General features: G+C 59.7%; 22 protein-coding genes. 10 read left to right on the top strand and 12 right to left on the bottom strand.

The genetic code is table 11. The features are described 5' to 3' along the window. Nucleotides 1-5 precede the first annotated feature (5 nt). From tauC to tauA, 3 genes are read right to left on the bottom strand one after another with little or no spacing between them, the layout of a single operon-like run. Nucleotides 6-836 carry a taurine ABC transporter permease TauC gene (tauC, locus tag ALP40_RS24880; RefSeq protein ID WP_122210786.1) on the bottom strand — a complete coding sequence of 277 codons (831 nt, stop codon included), beginning with the start codon at nt 834-836 and terminating at the stop codon, nt 6-8. Next, entirely contained in the window at nt 833-1,618 is a 786-nt protein-coding gene (gene tauB, locus ALP40_RS24885; RefSeq protein WP_122210787.1) for a taurine ABC transporter ATP-binding subunit, read from the bottom strand. The genes tauC and tauB overlap by 4 nt, the downstream gene beginning before the upstream one ends. A 24-nt stretch (nt 1,619-1,642) precedes the next feature. Next, nucleotides 1,643-2,620: a taurine ABC transporter substrate-binding protein gene (tauA, locus tag ALP40_RS24890; protein WP_122210788.1), complete on the bottom strand. Its 978-nt coding sequence runs from the start codon at nt 2,618-2,620 to the stop codon at nt 1,643-1,645. Between the two features lie 780 nt (nt 2,621-3,400). Between tauA and ALP40_RS24895 the strand changes: the two genes are divergently transcribed. The 7 genes from ALP40_RS24895 to ALP40_RS24925 all read left to right on the top strand — a co-directional run bounded on the left by ALP40_RS24895 (nt 3,401) and on the right by ALP40_RS24925 (nt 10,016). Further along, nucleotides 3,401-4,753: an OprD family porin gene (locus ALP40_RS24895; RefSeq protein WP_122210789.1), complete on the top strand. Its 1,353-nt coding sequence runs from the start codon at nt 3,401-3,403 to the stop codon at nt 4,751-4,753. Between the two features lie 171 nt (nt 4,754-4,924). Further along, nucleotides 4,925-5,563: a peroxiredoxin gene (locus ALP40_RS24900; protein ID WP_122210790.1), complete on the top strand. Its 639-nt coding sequence runs from the start codon at nt 4,925-4,927 to the stop codon at nt 5,561-5,563. 377 nt (nt 5,564-5,940) lie between these two features. After that, complete coding sequence (locus tag ALP40_RS24905) at nt 5,941-6,906, top strand: sulfonate ABC transporter substrate-binding protein (RefSeq protein ID WP_122210791.1); 966 nt, start codon at nt 5,941-5,943, stop codon at nt 6,904-6,906. A gap of 28 nt (nt 6,907-6,934) precedes the next feature. Next, nucleotides 6,935-7,732 (top strand): aliphatic sulfonate ABC transporter permease SsuC, encoded by a 798-nt coding sequence (gene ssuC, locus ALP40_RS24910; protein ID WP_122210792.1) that lies wholly within the window; start codon nt 6,935-6,937, stop codon nt 7,730-7,732. Then, on the top strand, nt 7,729-8,541 hold the full coding sequence (gene ssuB / locus ALP40_RS24915) for an aliphatic sulfonates ABC transporter ATP-binding protein (RefSeq protein WP_122210793.1): 813 nt from the start codon (nt 7,729-7,731) through the stop codon (nt 8,539-8,541). Before ssuC ends, ssuB begins: the two co-directional genes overlap by 4 nt. A gap of 26 nt (nt 8,542-8,567) precedes the next feature. Beyond that, nucleotides 8,568-8,783, top strand: a complete 216-nt coding sequence (locus ALP40_RS24920; protein ID WP_002555770.1) for a molybdopterin-binding protein — start codon at nt 8,568-8,570, stop codon at nt 8,781-8,783. A 135-nt stretch (nt 8,784-8,918) separates the two neighbouring features. Beyond that, a complete protein-coding gene (locus tag ALP40_RS24925; protein ID WP_122210794.1) occupies nt 8,919-10,016 on the top strand; it encodes an RHS repeat-associated core domain-containing protein in 1,098 nt (365 codons plus the stop codon). A gap of 48 nt (nt 10,017-10,064) precedes the next feature. Here the strand turns inward: ALP40_RS24925 and ALP40_RS24930 are convergent, their stop codons facing one another. Together ALP40_RS24930 and ALP40_RS24935 are read right to left on the bottom strand one after the other, a co-directional pair. Continuing rightward, nucleotides 10,065-10,709: a TetR/AcrR family transcriptional regulator gene (locus ALP40_RS24930; protein ID WP_122210795.1), complete on the bottom strand. Its 645-nt coding sequence runs from the start codon at nt 10,707-10,709 to the stop codon at nt 10,065-10,067. A gap of 77 nt (nt 10,710-10,786) precedes the next feature. Continuing rightward, entirely contained in the window at nt 10,787-11,716 is a 930-nt protein-coding gene (locus ALP40_RS24935; protein ID WP_122210796.1) for a glyoxylate/hydroxypyruvate reductase A, read from the bottom strand. A gap of 282 nt (nt 11,717-11,998) precedes the next feature. On the opposite strand from ALP40_RS24935, the gene gabT reads away from it, so the two are divergent. The 3 genes from gabT to ALP40_RS24950 all read left to right on the top strand — a co-directional run bounded on the left by gabT (nt 11,999) and on the right by ALP40_RS24950 (nt 14,576). Continuing rightward, on the top strand, nt 11,999-13,303 hold the full coding sequence (gene gabT, locus ALP40_RS24940; protein ID WP_122210797.1) for a 4-aminobutyrate--2-oxoglutarate transaminase: 1,305 nt from the start codon (nt 11,999-12,001) through the stop codon (nt 13,301-13,303). Between the two features lie 80 nt (nt 13,304-13,383). Further along, complete coding sequence (locus tag ALP40_RS24945; RefSeq protein WP_122210798.1) at nt 13,384-14,040, top strand: HAD family hydrolase; 657 nt, start codon at nt 13,384-13,386, stop codon at nt 14,038-14,040. Between the two features lie 47 nt (nt 14,041-14,087). Next, complete coding sequence (locus ALP40_RS24950) at nt 14,088-14,576, top strand: Lrp/AsnC family transcriptional regulator (protein ID WP_002555947.1); 489 nt, start codon at nt 14,088-14,090, stop codon at nt 14,574-14,576. Nucleotides 14,577-14,832: 256 nt separating this feature from the next. Here the strand turns inward: ALP40_RS24950 and ALP40_RS24955 are convergent, their stop codons facing one another. From ALP40_RS24955 to ALP40_RS24985, 7 genes are all read right to left on the bottom strand, one after another. Further along, nucleotides 14,833-16,416 carry an ABC transporter ATP-binding protein gene (locus ALP40_RS24955; protein ID WP_122210799.1) on the bottom strand — a complete coding sequence of 528 codons (1,584 nt, stop codon included), beginning with the start codon at nt 16,414-16,416 and terminating at the stop codon, nt 14,833-14,835. A 1-nt stretch (nt 16,417) separates the two neighbouring features. Then, complete coding sequence (locus ALP40_RS24960; RefSeq protein WP_122210800.1) at nt 16,418-17,440, bottom strand: ABC transporter permease; 1,023 nt, start codon at nt 17,438-17,440, stop codon at nt 16,418-16,420. Then, nucleotides 17,440-18,507, bottom strand: coding sequence for a microcin C ABC transporter permease YejB (locus tag ALP40_RS24965; protein ID WP_122210801.1), 1,068 nt, complete (start codon nt 18,505-18,507; stop codon nt 17,440-17,442). Before ALP40_RS24965 ends, ALP40_RS24960 begins: the two co-directional genes overlap by 1 nt. 1 nt (nt 18,508) lies before the next feature. Next, nucleotides 18,509-20,395, bottom strand: coding sequence for an extracellular solute-binding protein (locus ALP40_RS24970; RefSeq protein ID WP_122210802.1), 1,887 nt, complete (start codon nt 20,393-20,395; stop codon nt 18,509-18,511). A gap of 145 nt (nt 20,396-20,540) precedes the next feature. Further along, nucleotides 20,541-23,258 carry a TonB-dependent receptor gene (locus ALP40_RS24975; protein ID WP_183136089.1) on the bottom strand — a complete coding sequence of 906 codons (2,718 nt, stop codon included), beginning with the start codon at nt 23,256-23,258 and terminating at the stop codon, nt 20,541-20,543. A 191-nt stretch (nt 23,259-23,449) separates the two neighbouring features. Continuing rightward, nucleotides 23,450-23,851 (bottom strand): biopolymer transporter ExbD, encoded by a 402-nt coding sequence (locus tag ALP40_RS24980; RefSeq protein WP_004880470.1) that lies wholly within the window; start codon nt 23,849-23,851, stop codon nt 23,450-23,452. After that, on the bottom strand, nt 23,851-24,151 hold a 301-nt coding region (locus tag ALP40_RS24985), incomplete at its 5' end, for a MotA/TolQ/ExbB proton channel family protein (RefSeq protein WP_147478356.1). The genes ALP40_RS24980 and ALP40_RS24985, both read right to left, overlap by 1 nt.

Genomic DNA, 24,151 nt, shown 5'->3' on the forward strand with positions numbered 1-24,151 from the left:
CGACATCAATGATGTTGACCGTGCCAGGGCACCAGCCTGCGTTGCAGCGCTCGAAGGCTCAGCTCCATCACGAAGGCAATGATGGCGATCACCAGAATCCCCAGTACCACCACATCAGTGACCAGAAACTGCGCGGCCGACTGCACCATGAAGCCCAGCCCGCTGGTGGCGGCGATGAGCTCGGCGGCGACCAGTGTCGACCAGCCCACACCCAGCCCGATGCGAACGCCGGTGAGGATGTCCGGCAGTGCGCTGGGCAAAATGACGTAGCGGATCAGTTGCCAGCGCGTGGCACCCAGCGATTGCGCGGCGCGGACTCGGGCGGGATCGACCGTGCGCACGCCGGTTGCGGTGGCAATCGCGATGGGCGCGAAGATCGCCAGATAAATCAGCAGCACTTTGGAAAACTCGCCGATGCCGAACCAGATCACGATCAGCGGCAGATAAGCCAACGGTGGAATAGGGCGGTAGAACTCGATCAGCGGATCGAGAATGCCTTGGGCAATACGGTTATGCCCGATGGCGATCCCCACCGGAATCGCCGTCAGAATCGCTGCCCCCAGGCCCAGCCCGATACGTTGCAGACTGGCGCCCAGGTGCTGCCATAGCGTGGAATCCATGTAGCCCTTGGTCAGCAGCAGCCAGGCTTTTTCCAGTACGGCCGAGGGCGGCGGCAAAAACAGGGGGTCGATCCACTGGGCTGCGGTCACGGCCCACCACAGGGTCAGAAGCCCCACCAATGTGGCGACGCTGATGGCCCGGGTGCTCAGGTACAGGCGCGGCTTGCGGACCGGGGCACGGGGTTTAACCGGGTCGCTCAGTTCATAACTGTTCATGCGTGCTGCTCCCGCACACGTTGGGAGAAGACGCTGGCCAGCACATGCTCGCGGGTTTCAATGAAGCGTGGATCGGATTTGATCGCCCTCGCCGATTCGCCTGCGCTGTAGCGTTGGCCGAAGTCCAGGCGCAAATGTTCGGCGATGCGACCCGGATCGGGCGCCAGCAGGATCAGGTCCGTGGCCAGGAACACGGCCTCTTCTATATCGTGGGTAATCAGGAACACCGGCTTGGCCGTGCGCCGCCAGACCTGCAGCAGCAACTCCTGCATGCTTTCACGTGTGAAGGCGTCCAGCGCGCCGAATGGCTCGTCCATCAACAGCACCCGAGGATCTGCGGCCAGCGCCCGCGCCAGACCGACGCGCTGGCGTTGTCCGCCGGAAAGCGCCCAGATACGCCTCTGCTCAAAGCCGCTCAGGTCCACCAATGCAAGCATTTCGCGCGCCTTCGCTTCCCGTTCGGCCCGACCGACGCCTGCCAGCTCCAGGCCAAAGGCAACGTTGGCCAGCACGTTTTGCCACGGCAACAACGCATCGTCCTGGAACACGACGCCGCGCTCGGCACCGGGACCTTCGACAGGCGTGCCGTCCAGTGTGATGCGTCCGCTGTCAGGCTTGATGAAGCCTGCAATCAGGTTCAACAGCGACGTCTTGCCGCTGCCGGAAGGGCCCAGCGCCACTAACAGTTGATCCGGCCCCAGGCTCAGGTTGATGTTGGTCAGTACGGGGTGTGCTGCGCCCGGATACTGTGCGCCGATGCGCTCCAGCTTCAGTAAGGCCATGACCCTTGGCTCCTTCAGGATTGATCAGTGGGCGATGAACGTGGCCGTGACGTAAGGCGAGTAGTCAGGCAGCACCGCATCGACCTTGCCCTGTTCTTTGAGGAAAGCGGCCGTCTTGGTCACCGCTTCGATGGTGGGGGCGTCCAGCAGCGCTGTCTGTTCAGCAGCCAATGGATAGACATTGCCTTGCAACAGGTCTGGAATGTCCGCCGCCTTGGCCCCGGAAAGTCGAGTCAGCTTGTCGATGTTGGAGGCATCGGCGATCCAGGCTTTCGGGTCCTGGCGATAGCGCGCGTAAGCGTCGAGCGTGACGTTGGCGAAGGCACTGACCACCTCGGGGTGCTGGGCAGCAAAATCCTTGCGCACGATCCAGGCATCGAATGTCGGCGCACCGACCTTGGCCAGTTCACCGGAGGTAATGAGCACCTTGCCGGTTTCCTTGGCAACACCCAGGGCCGGGTCCCACACGTAAGTGGCGTCAATGTCGCCGCGCTTCCATGCTGCGGCGATGGCAGGCGGACCGAGATTCAGGATCGTCACCTTGGCCGGGTCGATGTTCCAGTGCTTGAGCGCGGCCAGCAGACTGTAGTGGCCGGTGGAAACGAATGGCACGGCGATTTTCTTGCCGATCAGGTCTTGCGGCGAATTGATGCCCGAGCCGTCGCGTGCGACCAACGCTTCTGCGGCCCCTATCTGGGTGGCGATCAGGAAGGTTTCCACCGGCAGCTTGCGTGTAGCGGCTGCGGTGAACGGGCTTGAGCCGAGGTAGCCAATCTGCACATCGCCGGAGGCCATCGCGGTAATGACGTCCGCACCGTTCTCGAACTTGCGCCAGGCGATTTTCGAGCCGGTGGCTTTTTCATACGCATTATCGGACTGGGCCACCTTGGCCGGGTCAACGGTGGTTTGATAGGCCACGGTGAAGTCGGCCGCCTGGGCGAAGAAGGCCGCGCCTGTCAGCGACAGCGCTGTGAGCAGACGCAGGGAAAAATGCAGTTTCATGGTGAAGCTCCGAATCAGGCGGGCCGGGAAAGTGGCTGAGTTCGGAGACTAAATGATCTAAGAATCTACAAATAAATAACTTTTGTGCATTAGCTTAGAAACGGTTTGTCTCTTTTTAGAGAAAGCGGAGCGGGCAATCTGCACATTCACGTCTATTCTGCATCTGCCAACTGGCTCACAGGATCGGCGCACGACAGTAAAACACCGTATTTGTTCACCCATGCGCCTGTGTCGAGGGCGTATCAAAGGGCAAAAATGGAGCTGTGGGCACCTTAAAAATCATTCTTCATGAAATATTTGAAGCAGGCGTGGGCGCGTCTGCAGAGCGGTGACAACTGTAACATTTGCTCCCTATTCTCTCCGAAGCTCCCGATCTGTAAGGGTTTTAGCTGAGATGGCTAAAGGCTTTCTTTGGGTTGGGCGTGACTGGCGGGTCTTGAACTGGCCTTTTGGTTGCACGAAACAGAACGATCTGACGAACGGTCGCAAAATATACTTTGTGAATTAGTGAATGAGGTCGATACACTCCGTGACGTCGTGATTGACACGAGTTGTGACATATGCCGAAAAGTTATTGATTGGGGCTTAATTGATTCCTTTCTGATCTTCAGGGTTTTCACTACCGTCCAGCCACCGACATGCGCGGTCTAGTCATGCAGTCGGGGTGTACAGAAACCATTGACCTCAGGGTCGGGCCTGTCACCTGCGCGAATCCACGGGTCAGGGCAAAAATGCCCGGCACTGTGGAAATAAAAAATTAGATTCACGAGGAGCGTTGCAATGAAGAAGTCCACCCTGGCCCTGGCCGTAACCGTTGGTGTATTGGCGCAACAGGCCGGTGCAGCTGGTTTCATCGAAGACAGTAAAGCGTCTATCAGTTCTCGTACTCTGTATTTCAACAACGACCTTCGTGAAGGCGTTAGTGCTTCGGACCAGCGTGAAACCGCTACCGGCCTGAAGTTCGACTACCTGTCGGGCTACACTCAAGGCACCGTTGGTTTCGGTCTTGATGTACAGGCAGTAATGGGGCTGCATCTGGGTGGTGGCATTCAGCACCACAACGCCAACACGGCTAACACCGTTGTTCCGACCGACACTGACGGTTCTTCTGTCAGCGACTGGAGCCGTGCCGGCGCCAACGCCAAGATCCGCTTCTCCAAGACCGAGCTGAAAGTGGGTAACGCTCTCGCGCCTAACCTGCCGATTCTGGTCAGCAACGATGGCCGTCTGTTGCCGCAAGCCTTCCAAGGCGGCATCGTGACCTCCAAGGATCTGGACAATGTGACCTTCACTGCTGGTCAGCTGAGCAAATCCATTGGCCGTGCTTCGAGCAACTGGACTGACTTGTCCGTAGCCGGTGCCGCCAAGACCAGTGACGAGTTCCGCTTTGCCGGTGCCGACTGGAAAGTCACCAAAGATCTGACCCTGCAGTACTACTACGCCAACCTGGAAGACTTCTACAAGCAGCACTTCCTGGGTCTGGTTCACGTCTACCAGATCAACGACAACCAGTCCTTCAAGACTGACCTGCGTTATTTCAACAGCAGCGCTGATGGCAAGAACAGCAGCAACACCTCTGGCTATAGCTTCAGCAACAACGGTGGCTATGCCAAGACTCCGGGCGAAGTTGATAACCAGACCTGGTCTGCCATGTTCACCTACACTCTGGGCGGCCACGCACTTATGGTTGGTCACCAGCAGGTAGGCGACGACGGCGGCATGGTTTACCTCGGCCAAGGCAACGTTCGTAAAAACAACGGCGTTGGCAGCCTGGAGGGTAACGGCGGCTCCAGCTTCTACCTTTTCACTGACTCGATGATCAACGGCTTCAACCGCGCGGGTGAAAACACCACGTTTGGTCAGTACTCGTTCGACTTCGCCAAGGTTGGTGTTCCAGGTCTGAAAGCTGCGATTGCCTACCTGAGCGGTGATGATATCCGTGACGTGAACCGTGCTCGTGACTCTCACTCCGAGTGGGAACGCGACATGCGTGTTGACTACGTCATCCAGAGCGGTCCACTCAAGGGCTTCGGCACTACTCTGCGTCACGGTACTTTCCGCGGCGACAGCGCAACAACTGCTGACACCGATCAGACCCGTCTGATCTTCAACTACACCTACAACTTCATGTAAGTGTATTGAGCGTCAAAGAGACCCCGCCCCGTGCGGGGTTTCTTTTACCTGTATTTTTATATTCTTTATTGATCTAACCACCGCTATATCCATTCTTTTTAATTTACTTCACCCGCAGGCACAGTAGGTCTTAACTGAAAGACTCAATCGAACAAGACAAGGAGCCACACCATGACACTGCGACTTGGCGATATCGCCCCTGACTTCGAACAGGAATCCAGTGAGGGCCGCATACGCTTCCATGAATGGCTGGGCGACAACTGGGGTGTGTTGTTCTCTCACCCAGCAGACTTCACGCCGGTGTGCACCACAGAGCTGGGGTTCACCGCCAAATTGAAAGACGAGTTTGCCAAGCGCGGCGTCAAAGCCATTGCGCTGTCGGTGGACCCTGTCGACTCGCATGTCAAATGGATCGACGACATCAACACCACCCAGAACACCCAGGTCAACTTTCCGATCCTGGCGGACGCTGACCGCAAAGTATCCGATCTGTATGACCTCATTCATCCCAATGCCAGCGATACGCTGACGGTGCGCTCGTTGTTCGTGATCGATCCGAACAAGAAGGTGCGCCTGACTATCACGTATCCGGCCAGCACCGGGCGTAACTTCCACGAAATTCTGCGCGTGATCGACTCTCTGCAACTGACTGACAACTACAAAGTCGCCACGCCCGCCAATTGGGTGGACGGTGAGGATGTGGTGATCGTGCCGTCGATCAAGGACGAGGAAGAGATAAAACGGCGCTTTCCAAAAGGCTACAAGGCCGTTACGCCATACCTGCGCCTGACGCCTCAGCCGAACCGTTGATTCCAGATTCACCAAGCGTGGGGTATTCGGGCCGATTGATCGGCCCTTTTTTATGGGCGGTGTTTGAGGAAGGTCATGTTCGTTGCTACTGCGTTCACTCAGGAAAGTGACGCAGAGCGTCACGGGCTGCCTGCCCACGCGGAGTGGGCACGATCGTTCCCATGCTCTGCGTGGTAACGCCTCTCAGAACGCTCCGCGTCCGACGATGAAGCGATACGGTATGTTCAGATTCATGCTGCTCTCAAAGCAGCGCTCTGTATATCTCCGTATGGAATAACCAAATGAATAAATGAGATTTATAGATATAAAAAATCGCTGTTACTGTCTCCCTCATTCCGGCGGTTTCCGCCAACCCATACCCGGTAGAGGAGCGCGCCATGCGCACTGTGAGTTTGCGTCGAGGTTTGGCCGCTCTGTTGGCTGCTGCTGTTACGTTCGGTGCCTTGAGCCAGGCTCAGGCCGAGGACCTGCGCATCGGTTATCAAAAATACGGCACGCTGGTGTTGCTCAAGGCCAAGGGCTCGCTTGAAAAGCGCCTGGCGGAGCAGGGCGTCAAAGTGCAATGGACCGAATTCCCCGGCGGCCCGCAGTTGCTCGAAGGCTTGAACGTCGGCTCAATCGACTTCGGCGTCACCGGCGAAACGCCTCCGGTGTTCGCGCAGGCGGCAGGTGCCGATCTGCTGTACGTCGCCTATGAACCGCCCGCGCCGACCAGCGAAGCGATTCTGGTGCCCAAGGACTCGCCGATCACGTCGGTCAAGGACCTCAAAGGCAAGAAAGTCGTCCTCAACAAGGGCTCCAACGTGCATTACCTGCTGGTCCGTGCGCTGGAAGACGCTGGCCTGAAGTATTCCGATATTCAAACCGTATTCCTGCCGCCAGCCGACGCCCGCGCCGCCTTCGAGCGTGGCAGTGTCGATGCCTGGGTCATCTGGGACCCTTACCAGGCTGCTGCCGAGAAGCAACTGCAGGCGCGCACGCTGAGAGACGGTTCCGGCATTGTCGACAACCATCAGTTCTACCTTGCGACCAAACCCTACGCGCAGAAAAACCCGAAGGTGATTCAGGCGTTGATCGAAGAAGTGCGCGCGGTGGGCGAGTGGTCCAAGGCCAACCCTGACGAAGTGACCAAGCAGGTTGCGCCATTGCTCGGGCTGCCAGCCGACATCACGCTGACCTCGGTCAAGCGTCAGGGGTACGGCGCGCTGTTCATCACGCCGCCCGTGGTCGCGGCTCAACAGAAGATTGCCGACACCTTTTACCAGCTCAAGTTGATCCCCAAGCCGCTCAGCATTGCTGACGTGGTCTGGACGCCACCCGCTGCTGTTGCTCAAGCACAGTGATTGACAGGCCCTTCGAGGAGACCACTCCATGAGCCTAAGCGCTTCGCAACGCATCATCCATCGACTGGCCCCCTGGGCGCTGCCTGTTCTGCTGTTGGCGGTCTGGCAGTTGTCGGTCAGCGCCGGCTGGCTGTCCACGCGCATTCTTCCGGCACCCAGCGCGGTCATTGAGGCGGGTGTAACGCTGGTGTCCAGCGGTGAAATCTGGACCCACCTGGCCATCAGCGGCTGGCGCGCCGGCCTCGGTTTTGCCATCGGCGGCGGTATCGGCCTGGCGCTAGGTTTTATTACCGGCCTGAGCGCGTGGGGCGAGCGCCTTCTGGACAGCTCGGTGCAGATGATTCGCAACGTGCCGCATCTGGCGCTGATTCCGCTGGTGATCCTGTGGTTCGGCATCGATGAGACGGCCAAGATATTTCTGGTGGCGCTGGGCACGCTGTTTCCGATCTACCTGAACACCTACCACGGCATTCGCAACATCGACCCGGCGCTGGTAGAAATGTCGCGCAGCTACGGTCTGTCCGGTTTCAGCCTGTTCCGCCACGTGATCCTGCCCGGGGCCATGCCGTCGATTCTGGTCGGTGTGCGCTTCGCGCTGGGCTTCATGTGGCTGACGCTGATCGTGGCTGAAACCATCTCGGCCAGCTCCGGCATTGGCTATCTGGCCATGAATGCCCGTGAATTCCTGCAAACCGACATCGTGGTGCTGGCGATTGTGCTGTACGCCGTGCTCGGCAAACTGGCCGATCTGGCGGCTCGGGGTCTGGAACGGGTCTGCCTGCGCTGGCATCCGGCCTATCAAGTCAGCAAAGGCGGTGCCGCATGAGCAATCTGAAACAACAACCGGCGCACCTGCTGCGTGGTATTCCGCTGGCGATCCAGAACATCAAGAAAGCGTTCGGCTCGCGTGAAGTGCTCAAGGACATCGACCTGCACATTCCGGCCGGGCAGTTCGTGGCCGTCGTGGGCCGCAGCGGCTGTGGCAAAAGCACCTTGTTGCGCCTCCTGGCCGGGCTCGACAGCCCGACTCAGGGCGAACTGCTGGCTGGCTCCGCACCGCTTGGCGATGCCCGCGAAGACACCCGCCTGATGTTTCAGGAAGCTCGCTTGCTGCCGTGGAAAAAGATCATCGACAACGTGGGTCTCGGCCTGACCGGCGACTGGCGTGGGCAGGCGCTCGACGCCCTCGAAGCGGTCGGTCTGGCCGAGCGTGCCCATGAATGGCCAGCGGCGCTGTCTGGCGGTCAGAAGCAGCGCGTCGCACTGGCGCGGGCCCTGATTCACAAGCCGCGCCTGCTGTTGCTTGATGAACCGCTAGGTGCACTGGATGCGTTGACGCGCATCGAGATGCAGCAACTGATCGAAAAACTCTGGCACCAGCACGGCTTCACCGTACTGCTGGTCACCCACGATGTCAGCGAAGCGGTGGCCATTGCCGACCGCGTGATTCTGATCGAAGAAGGGCGTATCGGCCTCGACCTGCTGGTCGATCTGCCACGCCCCAGAGCACGTGGCTCGCATCGTCTTGCGGCGCTGGAAACCGAAGTCCTCAATCAGGTGCTGGCCATTCCCGGCTCGCCGCCTGAACCCGAACCTTCTTCACCCTTGCCCACGCAACTGCGCTGGGCCACCTAATCCAAATCCCCACAGGAAGACATGCCATGACTATCAAAGCCATCAACGTTCGCAACCAGTTCAAAGGCACCATCAAGGAAATCGTTCACGGTGACGTACTGTCCGAAATCGACGTACAGACCGCTTCCGGCGTTGTGACGTCGGTGATCACCACCCGTTCGGTCAAGGAGTTGGAACTGGTCGTGGGCAGCGAAGTGATTGCCTTCGTAAAATCCACCGAGGTGTCGATCGCCAAGCTGTGAACATGCATCCACACCCGACCCCGAACGGTGAAGACCCTTCGGGGTTTTTTACGCCTGGAGCTGGCAGTTCTGTCAGGTACACGTCGCGTAAAGTTTGCAGCATGCTAGTGGCTCATTTCTTCTGGAGGACTCGACATGGCCTCTTCATGCCGCTATCGCTACGACGCATTGGATCGTCTGGCGAGCAGCACTCCAGCTGCCCAGCCGGATGTGCTGCGCTTTTACCAGAAGAAACGCTTGGCGACTTTCATTGAAAGCGCTGTGCAGCGCAGTATTTTCCACTGCGAGGGCATGTTGCTCGCCCAGGTACAGCGTATCGCCGACGAGAGTACCACCGACCTTCTGGCGACAGATCAACAGCGCTCGGTGCTGCAAACAGTAGCCGACTCCAAAGTGAAATCGTCGGTTTATACGCCGTATGGGCATCATCACTCAGAGAGCGGCCTGCCCGCGTTAATGGGTTTCAATGGTGAACACTGCGATCCGGTGACCGGACATTACCTGTTGGGCAATGGTTACCGTGCGTTCAATCCGGAGTTAATGCGATTCAACAGCCCGGACAGCCTTAGCCCTTTTGGCAAAGGAGGAGTAAATACGTATGCGTACTGCGGGATGGATCCAGTCAACAAGGTTGATCCCACTGGCCATGCTTCCGGATGGGCGCGGGTAAGAAGTCTGTTAGCTAAAATCGTTGGTCGAAGTTCAAGGCATAGGGGGAAAATGATTGATCGGCTTAGTCATGTCGGTGAGTCATCCGCCAGAGTGAGCAGTGGAGTCGCCAGAGCTCGCTCCCTGCCTGATCTGAGACCGTCTTCAGATGAGTTCAATCAGCTAAAAACATTGATAGGGTTTCACGGTTCGACGCAGGAGAACGGCGCATTCCTCATGCGAGGTCTTGACTCCTCATTCATGAACAGCTCAGCGGGCCTGAGTGAGGGTAGAGGCTTCTATTTATCGCTGACTCGACATATAGCAGATGATTTTGCGCAGGTTGCCGCTACTGCGACTGGCGCTAAGCCAAAGACTTATGGCGTGTACATGAGCCACTATCCCGCGAGAATCAGTGGTCGAGCTTACCGTTATGGCCTCATGGGCGCTGGCGGCCTGACATACCGGAGCACGCGTGAAATGGAGGTTGTCATACAGGAGCGGTACTACAGGGCTGTTTCAATAAGAAATATAAGAGCGGGTGAAGAAATTGTATTGCCTCATGCGTCAGAGGCTCCGTTTTAACATGATGTGTTTGCGCGTGGCCTGTCTAGCGATGACCTGAACGCAGAATCAATCACCAACCAAAACAGTTTTTTTCACCAGAAACGGCGGCAGATACAACCCCACATACGCATCAAACACCCGCATTCCCTCTACCGCCATGCGCGGCGTTATCTCGCCGTGCAGTTGGACGGAGCGGGCATACACGCGGTCGCCCAGTTCCATCGCCAGTGCGAACACATCCACATCGTCCGGCAGTGCGGGGAGGTGGAAGTGGCGGTTGAACACCTCCAGCATCAAGTGACCCAGTTCGATGTCGTGTTGGCGGTCGGCCTGGTTGATTTCGGTCAGGCCGTGTTGCGCAAGGATCAACTGGCGGGCGGCGGCGTCGGCGTTGTAGATATCCAGCATGCGCATCTCGACCACCCGCGACAGGTCGTGCCAGCTATCGAGCGAGTCATGTTCGATGGGAGCTTGCAAGGACGCTCGAAAGGCTGCGTGAATGTCAGCGGTCAGCGCTTCCAGCAGCGCAGGTACGCTGGCGAAAAAGTGATAGACCGACGAAGGCGGAATGCCCGCTCGTTCGGCCACGCTGTAGATCGACAGGCTGGCGACCCCTTCCGATGCAAGCAGCGCGCGGGCTGCGTCCAGGATCGCGTCGATCCTGGCCTGGCTGCGTGCTCGGGGTTTGCGCGGGGCGGCGGTGCGGGTCATGACAAGGCTCTCGGTTGAACGAGCGCCATTGTAAGGCAAACCCTCTCTGCCTGTCGGTAAGCGAAGCGGTTGAACGTTCAGTAACCCTGGCCGCGATCCACCTGGCCGTTCATGGCTTCGCCGCGCTCGAAACGTTCGATGTTATCCAGCAGACCTGGAAATGCGCTTTCCGGCTGGGTCATGGCCGCTACGTGAGGTGTCATCAGGATATTCGGATGGCCCCAGAAAGGATGATCCACAGGCGCGGGTTCCTGCTGCAGAACATCCACCACCGCCGCGCTGAGTTGGCCGCTGTCCAGCGCTGCCAGCAGATCGTTTTCCACCAGATGCCTGCCACGTCCCATATTGATCAGTGCAGCGCCTTGGGGCAGTTGCGCAAACAGCGTGCGATTGAGGATGCCTTCGGTTTGCCCGGTTAATGGCAGCACGCACAGCAAAATATCGCACTGGCCAAGAAAGGTCGGCAGGTGTTCCTCCCCCGCATGGCAGGTCACGCCCTCGATGCGATATTCGCTGCGTGCCCAGCCGGACAGCTCGAAACCGAACGGCTTGAGGCTCGACAGAATCTGCTGCGCTTGCAGGCCCAGCCCCATGACGCCGACACGACGCTTGTGCGCAGGAATCAGTGGATGCGCCTTCCAGTGTCCTTCGACCTGCTGTTGCCGATAGCGCAGCATGTCGCGGTGCAGGCTGAGCACGGCAAAGGTCGCGTATTCGCACATGCCTCGGCTGATCCCCGGATCCAGCAACCGCACCACGGGCAGCGACTTCGGGATGCGGCTCAGGTCCAGTTGATCGACGCCCGCCGACAGGGCGAACAGCACTTTCAAGTTCGGCAGCACCTGTTGCAGATCGTCCGGTGCCAGCCACGCGCCCAGGTAATGAACGTCGTCAGGGTTCCCGATATTCGGCCATTCCCGCCATTCGATATCCGGCGCGTGCTCGGCGAACAACACTCGCCAGCGTTCGGCGCGTGCAGGATCAGCTTTGTAAAGGAAGGCGGGCATGGGCTTTTCCTGAGGATGAGAGTGGGGTTCCATCTTGCCGCAACCGCGAAGCACGATCTGTCGAAACACCCGTTCTCAAGCGGTCTGCACACTGAAAAAGGGCGTTTTGCGGCAGATTAACCGGGCCTTTGAGGGCTTGAAGGAATCTGCCGTTTGCACGGTAAAAAACAGTGGATATGGATTTCTGAGAGGCGAAGTTCGGCGTAGATCATTTCGCCGAACGCTTAACCTGAACAGCATCGCAGCCACCCGCCGGTTGCCTGGCTCACTATAGGTAAAACCATGAACAGCAAAGTCGACGAAACACCTCATCTGCTCCGTCAGCGTGATCAGTTCGTGCCGCGTGGCATCGTCACGGCTCACCCGTTGGTGATCGACCGTGCGCAGGGTTCCGAGCTGTGGGATGTCGACGGCAAGCGTTACCTGGACTTCGTGGGCGGTATCGGCGTGTTGAATATCGGCCACAACCACCCGAACGTGGTTAAGGCCATTCAGGGACAACTGGAAAAGGTCACTCATGCGTGCTTTCAGGTCGCGTCGTACCAGCCTTACGTTGACCTGGCCAAACGCCTGAGTCTGCTGGTGGCCGGTCAGAGCGGTATCGACCACAAGGCGGTGTTCTTCACCTCGGGTGCAGAAGCGGTCGAAAACGCGGTGAAGATCGCCCGGGCTCACACCAACCGTCCGGCCGTGATTTCGTTTCGTGGCGGTTTTCACGGCCGTACGCTTCTGGGCACCACGCTGACCGGCATGAGCCAGCCGTACAAACAGAACTTCGGCCCGATGGCCCCCGAGATTTTCCACACGCCATACCCGAACGCTTATCGTGGTGTCACCAGTGATATGGCGCTGGCCGCACTGCACGAACTGCTGGCAACTCAGGTTGCGCCTGACCGCGTGGCGGCGATTCTCATCGAGCCTGTGCAGGGCGATGGTGGTTTTCTGACCGCACCGGTCGAGTTCCTCAAAGCGCTGCGCACCCTGACCGAGCAACACGGCATCGTACTGATTCTGGATGAAATCCAGACCGGTTTCGGTCGTACCGGCAAATGGTTCGGTTTCGAGCACGCCGGTATCCAGCCCGATCTGGTCACCGTCGCTAAGAGCCTGGCGGGTGGCATGCCGCTGTCGGGTGTGGTGGGTCGTGCCAACATCATGGATGCACCGCTTCCGGGCGGTCTGGGCGGGACCTACGGGGGTAATGCGCTGTCCTGCGCCGCTGCGCTGGCGGTGATCGACACCTACGAACAGGACAACCTGCTGGCACGTGGCGAGCAGTTGGGTCAGCACCTGCGTGCCGGCCTGCTCAAGCTCAAAGAGCGTTACAGCGTGATCGGTGATGTGCGTGGCACCGGCTTCATGCTCGCGATGGAATTCGTCAAGAGCGACGCCGAGCGCAGTCCGGATGCCGACCTCAACTCGAAAGTCATTGATCAGGCACGCATCGGCGGCCTGCTGGTGATCAAGTGCGGCGTGTACCGCAACGTGCTGCGTTTCCTGGCACCGCTGGTGACCACCGAGCAACAGATTGATGAAGCAATGACCATTCTCGACGCCGCGCTGGCACGAGTATTGAAATCCAACTGAGCCCAGGTCCGGTCGTTGTGTCGCAAGACGCAGCGTCCGGGCATTGAGGTTCTGCCGTTGGAAAGGAGACGTTGCCTGCCATGGGGCTTATTGATTACCGCGCACTGCTGATCGATTGTGATGAAGTTCTGGTGGATCGGGACTCCGGCGTGTGGACGGCGTTGCAGCCGTTGCTGGAAAACGTGTCCGGCGCACCCGACAGGGAGCATGCGCTTGCCGAGTTCAACACCGTCATTGGCACCCTTTATCCGCGTTTCGACGAGCTGGGTTTCAGCGGCCTGTTATGTTTTGCGCATCGTCAGTTGGCTGAGCGGCTGGGCATCAAGACCAGTTGGGAGGAGGGCATGACCTTCGCGCGCTCAGTGCCGGCCTGGACGCTGTTCGAGGATGCGCCGGGTGCCATGCTGTACTTGCGCAAGTTTTACCGTTTGCTGGTCTATGCTGACCGTGATCTGCAGGATCGCGGGCTATTGTGCGAGCGGTTGGGGCTTGAGCCCGACAGTCTGTTGTCGCTGACGACCCATCCACTGGACGACCCGCAATGGCTGGCCGAGATGGGCCTGGATGCTGTTGAAACCCTGATGGTGTCTCGTCCGCCAGCCATTGCACTGGAAGGGGGCGGACTTTGCCTGATTCGCCGAAACCGGGCGCAGCATCGCCAGCCATGCACTGCCGACCTCTGCATCAACAGCATGGCCGACCTTGTCGCTCAGCATCAGCTGTCCTTACGGCGCTGATTTTGCTAGAAGGTAGGCACTGTGAACGGCACAACACGAGGTAGGTAATGGAAGGCTTGGTCAAACTGGATCGGATTGATATCAATATCCTGGTAGAGCTCCAGAAAGACGGGCGCATGACCAACGTCAGCCTCGCCGATGCCGTCGGGCTTTCAGCGAGCCCCTGCCTGCAACGCGTTAAACGTCTGGAGTCGGCGGGTTACATCTCCAGCTACAAAGCGCACCTGAATCTGGCGAAGATCACCGAGTCGGTCACGGTATTCACTGAAATCTCCCTCAGCGACCACAAACGCGAAGACTTCGCCAAGTTCGAAGCCAACATCCGCCATGTGGACGAAGTGCTGGAGTGTCACTTGATCAGCGGTGGCTACGACTACCTGGTGCGCTTCATGACCCGCAGCATCCAGCACTATCAGGAAGTGATCGAAGAGCTGCTCGACAAGAACATCGGCATTTCCAAGTATTTCAGCTACATCGTGATCAAATCCCCAGTCATGAAAGACGGCGTCCCCCTTCGCAAGCTGCTGCGCCACTGACCCCATGTGACTTAGAGCGCGGGCATGGTCGGTGTGCTTGAGATCGTTGTGTTCGGCCAATGTATCTGAAGATGCACCGTTGTGGCCGTGGGAGCGGACTTGTCCGCGAAAGCGAGTACATCCGAAAGAGATACAGCGCCAGAAACGCAGTATTCGCGGACAAGCGGAGCGCCGCCCGGTCCGCTCCCACGGGCGGCACCGTATTTCTCTATGAGGATCAGAGCGCGGGCACGATGGGTGCGCCCGCAAGTTGCCCTCAAGCGAACACCAGCCCTGATGAGCGCAGCAACTCCTGGGTGTAAGCCTGCTGCGGTGCGGCGAATATTTCGCGTGAGGGTCCTTGTTCGACCACCTTGCCGTCCTTGATAACAATCAGGTCATGCGCCAGGGCGTGTACCACTGCCAGGTCATGGCTGATGAACAGGTACGTCAGCCCGTGACGAACCTGCAGGTCACGCAACAGTGCGACGATCTGTTTCTGCACGGTGCGGTCCAGCGCCGAGGTCGGCTCGTCCAGCAGGATCAGGTCCGGCTCCATCACCAGTGCGCGGGCAATGGAAATACGCTGGCGTTGCCCGCCGGAAAACTCGTGTGGATAGCGATGACGACTGGCCGGGTCCAGCCCCACTTCGCCCAGCACGCGGATAACCGTTTGCTCACGCTCCTTGGCCGTACCGATACCATGCGTGACCAACCCTTCGGCGATGATCTGCGCCACGGTCATGCGCGGGCTCAGGCTGCCGAACGGGTCCTGAAACACCACCTGCAACTGACGACGCAACGGACGCATCAAGTGCTGGCTGTGCAGGCTCAGTTCCTTGTTGCCGAAGCGAATGCTGCCTTCCGAATCCACCAGCCGCAGAATGGCCTGACCCAGGGTCGATTTGCCCGATCCCGATTCGCCGACGATGCCCAGCGTCTTGCCCTTGAGCAGCTCGAAACTCACGCCATCCACGGCCTTCACATACTGCGGCTCGCGCCTGAACCAGGATTTCGCCAACGGAAACCAGACCTTCAAATCCAGTACCGACAGCAGCGTGTTGCTGTGCGTCGATGGCACCGGCTCGCCGTCGGGTTCGGCGTTGATCAGTAACTGGCTGTAAGGGTGTTGCGGGCTATCGAACAGGGTCTCGCAGTCAGCCTGTTCAACGATCTCGCCCTCACGCATCACGCAGACCCGCTGTGCGATGCGGCGCACCAGGTTGAGGTCGTGGCTGATCAGCAGCAGCGACATGTTCAGCCGCTGTTGCAGGGACTTGAGCAGCTCCAGGATCTTCACCTGCACGGTCACGTCCAGCGCCGTAGTCGGCTCGTCCGCGATTAACAGGTCCGGCTCGTTGGCCAGGGCCATCGCGATCATGATGCGTTGGCGTTGCCCGCCTGACAGTTGATGCGGATAGGCGTTGAGGCGCGACAGCGGATCCCGAATGCCCACCAGCTCCAACAGTTCAACGGTACGACTCAAGGCGGCTTTGCCCTTCAGGCCCTTGTGGGTGACGAGGATTTCGCCAATCTGCTTCTCGACCGTGTGCAGCGGGTTCAGCGAGCTCATGGGCTCCTGAAAGATCATCGCCACCCGGTTGCCGCGCAGGCTGCGCAGTTGCTTGTCGCTGGCGCTGACCAGATCCAGCCCGTCGTAGCGAATCGAGCCCTGGGTGCTGACCGTCTTGCCCGGTAACAGGCGCAGGATCGAATGCGCCGTCACGGATTTGCCCGAGCCGGATTCGCCCACCAGCGCCAGGCATTCCCCGCGCCGGATGTCGAGGCTCACGCCATGCACCACTTCTTGGCCGTTGAAGGCAACGCGCAGATCACGTATTTCAATCAGGTTGTCGTGCATGTCAGCTCCGGGGATCGAACGCGTCACGGCAGGCTTCACCGATGAACACCAACAGGGACAGGATCAGTGCTAGCGCAACGAAGGCGGTCAGGCCCAGCCACGGGGCTTGCAGATTGCGCTTGGCCTCGCCGATCAGTTCACCCAGCGAGGCGCTGCCCGCAGGCATGCCGAAGCCGAGAAAATCCAGCGCGGTTAGGGTGGCGATGGACCCCGTCACGATGAAGGGCAAATAGGTGAGGGTGCTGGTCATGGCGTTGGGCAGGATGTGCCGCCACATCAGCGCGGCATCGGTCAGGCCCAGCGCGCGGGCTGCTTTGACGTATTCCAGATTGCGGCCGCGCAGGAATTCGGCGCGCACCACGTCCACCAGCGACAGCCAGGAGAACAGCGCCATGATCCCCAGCAGCCACCAAAAGTTGGGCGACACGAAGCCCGACAGAATGATTAGCAGGTACAGCACGGGTAAACCCGACCATATCTCCTGAATGCGCTGGCCGATCAGGTCGGTCATGCCGCCGTAGTAACCCTGAATCGCCCCGGCGCAGACCCCGATCACGGTGCTGATCGCGGTCAGCAGCAACGCAAACAGAATCGAAATCCGTGCGCCGAACAGCACCCGCGCCAGCACATCACGCGCCTGTTCGTCGGTGCCCAGCCAGTTGCGGCCGTCGGGCGGGCTGGGCGAGGGCGCTTCCAGGTCGTAGTTGATGGTGTCGTAGCTGAACGGAATCGGCGCGAACATCATCCAGCCGTTCTTCGCCGCGATCAGTTGGCGCACATAGTCGCTGCTGTAATCCGGTTCGAAGGGCAGCTCGCCGCCGAAATCGGTTTCCATGTAGGTGTGAAACGCCGGGTAATATAGCTCGCCGTCATAGCTGAGCAGCAACGGCTTGTCATTGGCGATCAGCTCGCCGCACAGGCACACCAGCATCAGGCCGACGAAGACCCACAACGACCACCAGCCGCGCCGGTTGGCCTTGAACAGCGCCATGCGTCGCTGGCTCTGGGGAGAGAACTCGAACATCAGGCGCTCCTCGCGGAAAAATCGATGCGCGGATCGACCAGCATGTAGCACAGGTCGCCCACCAGTTTGATCAGCAGGCCGAACAGGGTGAACAGAAACAGCGTGCCGAACACCACGGGGTAGTCCCGCGACACCGCCGCCTCGTAGCTCATGCGCCCAAGCCCGTCGAGGCCGAAAATGGTTTCGATCAGCAGCGAACCGGCGAAGAACACCTCGATCAGCGCCTGCGGAATTCCCGCGATGACCAGCAGCATGGCGTTGCGGAACACGTGGCCGTACAGCACGCGATGTTCCGTCAACCCCTTGGCCCGCGCCGTGACCACGTACTGGCGGCTGATCTCGTTGAGAAAGCTGTTTTTGGTCAGGATGGTCAGCGTCGCAAAGCCGCCGATCACCAGCGACGTGACCGGCAGCACCAAGTGCCACAGGTAGTCCTTCACTTTGCCCCAGGTGCCAAGGCTGTCGGCGTTTTCCGAGAACAACCCTTGCGCCGGAAACCAGCTCAAATAACTGCCACCGGCAAACACCACGATCAGCAGAATCGCGAACAGAAACGCAGGCGTGGCGTAGCCGATGATCACCAGCGTGCTGCTCCACACATCGAACGCGCTGCCGTGCCGTACTGCCTTGCGAATCCCTAGCGGAATGGAAATCAGGTAAGTGATCAGCGTCGCCCAGAGCCCGAGTGACAGCGACACCGGGAGCTTCTGCGCGATCAACTCGGTCACCGGCGCACCGCGAAAGAAGCTGTTGCCGAAGTCCAGTTGCGCGTAGTTCTTGAGCATCAGCCACAGGCGTTCGTGCATCGGTTTATCGAAACCGTAATGCTCTTTGATCGACTCGATCAGCGCCGGGTCCAGACCGCGTGTGCTGCGGCTGGCGGTGCCGTTGGAGGCCACTTCGCCGCCACCACCTCCTACGCCGTTGGGGCTGAAGCCCTGAATGCGTGCGATAGCCTGTTCTACCGGCCCGCCGGGCGCGGCCTGCACGATCAGGAAGTTCACAATCAGAATGGCCAGCAGCGTAGGAATAATCAGCAGCAGGCGTCGTATTACGTATGCCAGCATCTCAATGCTCCTTCGCTGCGAGGGTCTTGCCGTTCAGCTCGGCGGCTTGTGCGTTGGTGAGCGCTGTCGGGCTGATCTGCCACCAGGTTTCCAGGCCGACGTCGTAGACAGGCGCGGTGTCGGGCCTGCCGAAACGGTTGGCGTACACCAGCGGCGTGCCCTTGGAGAAGTAGTTGGGGATCATGTAGTAACCCCACTGCAGCACCCGATCCAGCGCACGGGCGTAATGCACCATGTCGTTGCGGCTGTTGGCGGCCACCAGTCCGTCGATCAGGGTGTCGACAGCCGGGTTGCGCAGCACCATCGCGTTGGAACTGCCGACTTCGGTGGCGCTTTGCGAGCCGTACAGGTTGTACAGATCCCGGCCCGGCGAGATCAGCGGATTGCCGCTCTTCGGGAAGGTGACCACGATCATGTCGTAGTCGCGGGCATTGAGACGGTTGATGTACTGCGCCGAGTCGATGCGCAGGAAATCCAGCGTAATGCCGATCTGCGCCAGCGTGCGCTTGTACGGCAGGATCAAACGGTCAAAGCCACCCTGGCCGTCGAGAAAGCTGAACGCCATCGGCTCGCCCGCTGCATTGACCAGCTTGTTGTTCCTGGGGTGCCATCCCGCTTCGGCCAGCAGCTTGAGGGCCTGCACCTGCTTGTCGCGGATGTAGCCGCTGCCATCGGTCTTGGGCGGCTGATAGACCTGGGTGAACACCTCGTCCGGGACCTGGCCGCGCAAAGGCTCGAGAATCTTCAGCTCTGCTTCGTCCGGCAGTGCGGTAGCAGCCATTTCGCTTTTCGGAAAATAGCTTTGCTGGCGCAGGTAGAAACTGCGCATCACCCTGCGATTGATCCAGTCGAAGTCCCACAGCATCGACAGCGCCTGTCGCACGCGGCGGTCCTTGAAGATCGGGTTGTCCTGATTGAACACAAAACCCTGCGCAGCCACAGGCCGTTGGGTGGCCAGGATGTTTTTCTGCAAGCGCCCGTCATCAATGGCCGGGCCGCTGTAGCCCACCGTAAAGCCCGACGAAGAAAACTCCCGGTTGTAATCGAACGCCCCGGCCTGCAGCAGTTGCCGGGCGATTTCCGTGTCGCCGTAGAAATTCACGGTCAGGGTGTCGAAGTTGTACAGGCCGCGACTGACCGGCAGGTCCTTGCCCCACCAGTCCTTGACCCGTTCGAAGACCACGCTGCGTCCGGCATCGACCTTGGCGACGCGGTACGGCCCGTTGCCCAGCGGTGGCTCGAAACCGCCGCCGTTGGCGAAGTCCCGGGTTTTCCACCAGTGCTGCGGCAGGATGTGCAGGCTGGCGATGTCGAGGGCCAGCATGCGGTTGAGGTTGTTCTTGAAGTCGAAACGAATTTGCAGCGGCCCTTCAAGGGTCACGTCCTTCACATCGGCGAACATCGGGCGATAGCTGAAACTGGCCTTGGTGGTCATCAATTCGAAGGTGTAGCGCACGTCCTCGGCAGTGACCGGCTGGCCGTCGTCAAAGCGTGCTTTGGGGTTGAGGTAGAAACGAACCCACAGACCGTCCGGGGCCACTTCCATCTTTTCAGCGATCAGTCCGTAGACCGTATACGGCTCGTCGAGCGACCGATACGCCAGCGGCGAGTTGACCCAAGTGTCCACCTGCACGACACCGATGCCTTGATCGACGTAAGGGTTGAGGTAGTTGAACTGGCCGATTTCTTCGGCTGAGCGGGTCAGTGTTCCTCCTTTGGGGGCGTCCGGCCTGACGTAATCGAAGTGCTTGAAGCCAGCCGGGTATTTGGGTGCTTCGCCATAGACAGTCAAGGCATGAGTCGGCGTGGCCAGCGCGACCTGCCAGCAGGTGCACAACACCGCAACGCTCAGCAGCAGGCGTCGCAGAAAACGGGTTTGACGCGACATGATGGGGCTATCCTCGTGCGCACTTATGACGCCATGCGGCGAAAAAGACCTCCGGCCGGGGAAGGTGGATGAACCTGTGGCCGGAGGGGGCGAGCTCGCAAACCAGACGCGACCCACGGAGCGGGTGTGGGTCGCGTCTTCACCCTCAGAAGTGATACGTCATGCGTGCGAACAGCGTGCGGCCCAGCGGGTCGGCGTAACGTGGGTCGTAGCCGGACTGGAAGTTGTAGGCCTGGTTTGAGAACGGCGGATTGCGGTCAAACATATTGCGCAGGCCCGCATCGACGTCCAGCACCTTGTCGAAAGTGTGCCCGACCGACAGGTCCCACAGCGCATACGAGGCGACCCGTGCGTTAGTGGTGCGGTCGTAATCGTTGTAGCCGGTGGTGAAGCGGTTGGTGATGGATGCGCGGGTATTGCCCAACGACCAGGAACCTACCAGCACGTGCTTCCAGCGTGCGATCACACCGTCACCCTGGAAGTCGCCGACCTTGTCGGTGTACGGGCCGTCGATGATGTTCTGGAAGTCATAACGGGTCACGTAAGTGCCGGTCATGCCCAGACCGAACTGGCCATAAGGCGTGTTCGGAAAGCGATAATCGAGGCTGACGTCCACACCGCTGGTCTTGACGATCCCCAGGTTGGCGTTGCCGGTCACGATGTTGGCGATAGAACCGTCAGCATTGCGCACGTAGCGATCGGCATAAGTGCTCGGGTCATCGAAGACGGCCGACTCGGGGAACGACTGAATCTGGTTGGAAATGTGAATCCACCAAAAATCCAGGCCCATAGAGAGGTTGCTGACCGGCTGGTACACGAAGCCCAGCGTCACGTTACGGGCTTTTTCCGGCGCCAGTTCGGTGTTGCCGCCGCTGTTATTGAGGAACTGTTGCGCACAGTCACGGCCGGCGTTGCCGCCGGGCTGCACGGTGCCGCCCGCACACAACACAGGGTCGTTGTAATAACCCTGGCTGAACGTCGTGCTGCGTGGCGCGTACAGCTCATAGAGCGACGGCGCACGGAAGCCTTCGCTGTAGGCCCCACGGACCACCAGTTGCTTGACTGGCTGATAGCGGAACGAGTATTTGGGGTTTGTGGTGCTGCCGAAGTCGCTGTACTTGTCGTGACGAACCGCTGCGCTCAATTCCAGGCTGTCCAGCACCGGCACGTTCAACTCGGCGTATTCGGCTTTCACGCTGCGCTCACCCGATACGCTGCCCGCCGCGTCTGCGCCCAGGCTGCTGACGTCGTTGACGAAGGCTTCGTACTGCTGATGCATCTTCTCTTTACGGTATTCGCCACCCAGCGCCAAGCCAGCCGGGCCTGCGCCAAACCAGTCGCCAATCTCCCGACTGATACGTCCGTCGATTCCGGCCACGCGGCCTACGGCGCTGGAGTATTGCCCGTGGTATTCGTTGGCATCAATCAGCGCCTGACCGGCCGCCGTTTGCGGCCCGAACGGGTTGATCACGCCGTTGGCCAAGCCATTGATCATCGCCGCGTCACTGACGTAGCCATCGGTCAGAGTGGACAGCACCTTGTTCTGGTTGTAGGAAGCACCTACGTTGTAATCCCAACCGCCCACCAGACCGTCGAAGTTGAGCAGAAAGCGCTGGCTGGTGTTCTGGTCACTTGAACCACGAGGTCCTGCTGCGGTTTCGCGCCATGCGGTGTCGACTGGTTGCGTGGGGTCGAGTGTGAAATTAGTCGGCGCCGGGGTGATGCCGTTGCCTGGATAAAACGGCGAGGACGAATCCAGAGAAAGGCCCGTGAGCGGTGCCGGACCAATATCTGTGTGGTTATTGTTGCGCGCCCAGAAGTATTCAAGGCTGACGTTGTGGTCGTCGGCCAGCTTGCCGGTGGCCTTGCCGAAGAACGAAGTCTTTTCGGTCTGCGGAATCAGGTCGATGTACTCGCGGGTGCTGAACCGGCAGATGCCATTGCGGGCGATCAGGTTAGGTCCGGAGCAGTTAGTGCCCAGCGGGTTGGAAGAGTTATCGCCCTGGAAATAGTTGCCGGGGTACGCCGTGCCGGACGTCTGGTTGAGGCCGCGGCCTGGTACAAAATCACGTGCAAACGAGCGGTCATTGGCGTCCAGGTTCTGCTGCTTGTTGTAGTTGACCACGCCCATCACGTTGAAGCGGTCTTCTTCCAGATCACCGAAGCCCCAGCTGGCGCTCATGTCTTTGGTCGCGCCGCCGCCACTGTGGGTCGGGGTTTCGCCGCCCAGTGTCAAGGAGCCATCGGTGAGGGTCTTCTTGGTAATGAAGTTGATCACCCCGCCAATGGCGTCGGTGCCGTACAGCGCCGATGCGCCATCACGCAAGACTTCAACCCGGTCGATAGCAGCGAACGGAATCATGTTCAGGTCGATCGCGCTGCCGTTCGGCGAGCCGACGCCTGATATAGCGTTGTTGGCCAGACGGCGTCCGTTGAGCAGCACCAGTGTCTTATTGGGACCAATGCCGCGCATGTCAGCGAAGGATGCGCCACCTGTGCCTGCACCGATTGAGCCTGCGCTGTTATTGATCGACTGACTGCCGGTAATGCGCTGGACCATTTCCTGGGTGGTGGTCACGCCCTGTTTCTTCAGGTCATCGGCCCGCAGGATAGTGATTGGCACGGCGGTTTCGGCGTCGACCCGGCGAATCGCCGAACCGGTCACTTCAACGCGTTGCAACTGAGTCGTGGCTGGCACGACGGCGGCAGCGGATACGGACTCGGTGGCGGTGTCTGCTTCGACAGCGTCAGCCGCATGGGCACCGCTCATGCCCATCGCCAGGACGCACAGCAGCGCGCGAGGGTGACGGCGGACCGCGAGGGCCAGTGGCTTGAGGGTGTATCCGGGAAGATTCATCAGCATGGTTATTTCCGACTTGGTCCAGACATTATTGAAATGGCCTTGTGAGCCCTCTGTTCCTGCGCGGTTGTGCCGTGCGGGAGTTCCACTGCGTTGTTTTCCAGCAAGCCGCTCCCCTCCAAGGGCTTTTCAGCCCACGGACAACCGTTTCAGGAGAGGCGGGTCAGAGGGTTTCGCCGGGCGAAACCCTCAATTCATTTGGCCGTCATGACGGAAATCTTCGTGATGCCCGACCGCTCGATGGACGCCATTGCCTTGGCCACCTGGCCGTAGTTGACGTCGGTGTCGGCCTGCAACTGGACGCGGATGTCCGGGTCCTTGGCCTTTTCGTCCTGCAGGCTTTTCTCCAGCAGTTCGGGGGCGATTTCCGATTTGGCGAGAAAGAACTTGCCGCTCTGATCGACGCTGACCACCACCGGGTCCTTCTTCTCGGCCGGGGCGACCGAATCGGTCTTGGGCAGGTTGACCTTGATCGCGTTGGTCATCAGCGGCGTGGTGACGATGAACACCACCAGCAGCACGAGCATCACGTCCACCAGCGGCGTGACGTTCATTTCGCTGAGCACTTCATCGCTGTCTTGAGTGGAGAACGACATTAGCTTGCCTCCCGCACGGCATGGCCTTGCTTGCTGGCGATAGGTTGACGGGATACGGCAAAGGCACTGCGCTGGGCGAGGGCGTCGAAGTCGTGAGCGAAGTCGTCCATGTCGGCAACGGCCAGCTTGAGGCGGCGCAGAAAGAAGTTGTAGATCAGGACCGCAGGCACAGCGACGGCGATGCCGACGCCGGTGGCAACCAGCGCGTGACCAATGGGGCCGGCGACTGCCTCAAGGCTGGCCGAACCGGTCAGACCGATGCTTTGCAGCGCTTCCATGATCCCCCAGACCGTGCCGAAC

This window comes from Pseudomonas viridiflava (assembly GCF_003702045.1).
In the GTDB taxonomy this organism is placed as follows: Bacteria; Pseudomonadota; Gammaproteobacteria; order Pseudomonadales; family Pseudomonadaceae; genus Aquipseudomonas; species Aquipseudomonas viridiflava_C.